The sequence below is a fragment of the Pseudomonas sp. MWU13-3659 genome, from assembly GCF_023757525.1.
In the GTDB taxonomy this organism is placed as follows: domain Bacteria; phylum Pseudomonadota; class Gammaproteobacteria; order Pseudomonadales; family Pseudomonadaceae; genus Aquipseudomonas; species Aquipseudomonas entomophila_E.
This window is the reverse complement of record NZ_JAMSHW010000127.1, coordinates 1-316: the sequence shown is the minus strand read 5'-3', so window position 1 is coordinate 316 and position 316 is coordinate 1. Positions and strand designations below refer to the sequence as shown.

At 65.2% G+C, this 316-nt stretch carries 1 protein-coding gene; it reads left to right on the top strand.

Annotated elements, in window-relative coordinates:
* Window positions 1–316: DUF2345 domain-containing protein (locus tag NGM28_RS28620; protein ID WP_252092568.1), on the top strand; the 316-nt coding region annotated here is incomplete at both ends.

Below are 316 nucleotides of genomic sequence, written 5' to 3'. Positions count from 1 at the left end.
TGGCAGCCACCTGGCGCTGAGCAGCACCGGCCATACCAGTATGTCGATCGGCAAACGCCTGCTGGCCAGTGCCAGCCAGGGCATGCGCTTCTTCGTGCAGAGCCTGGGTTGGAAACTGGTGTCGGCCTCCGGCGACATCGACATCCGCGCCCTGAAGGACAGCATCAACCTGCTGGCCAAGCTCGACATCACCGCCAACGCCGACCGCATCATCCTCAAGGCCAAGACCGAGCTGGTGGTGCAGGGCGGCGGCAGCGCCACCACCTACAACGCCAGCGGCATCACCCACGTCACCAGCGCCAACTACACCGCCCAT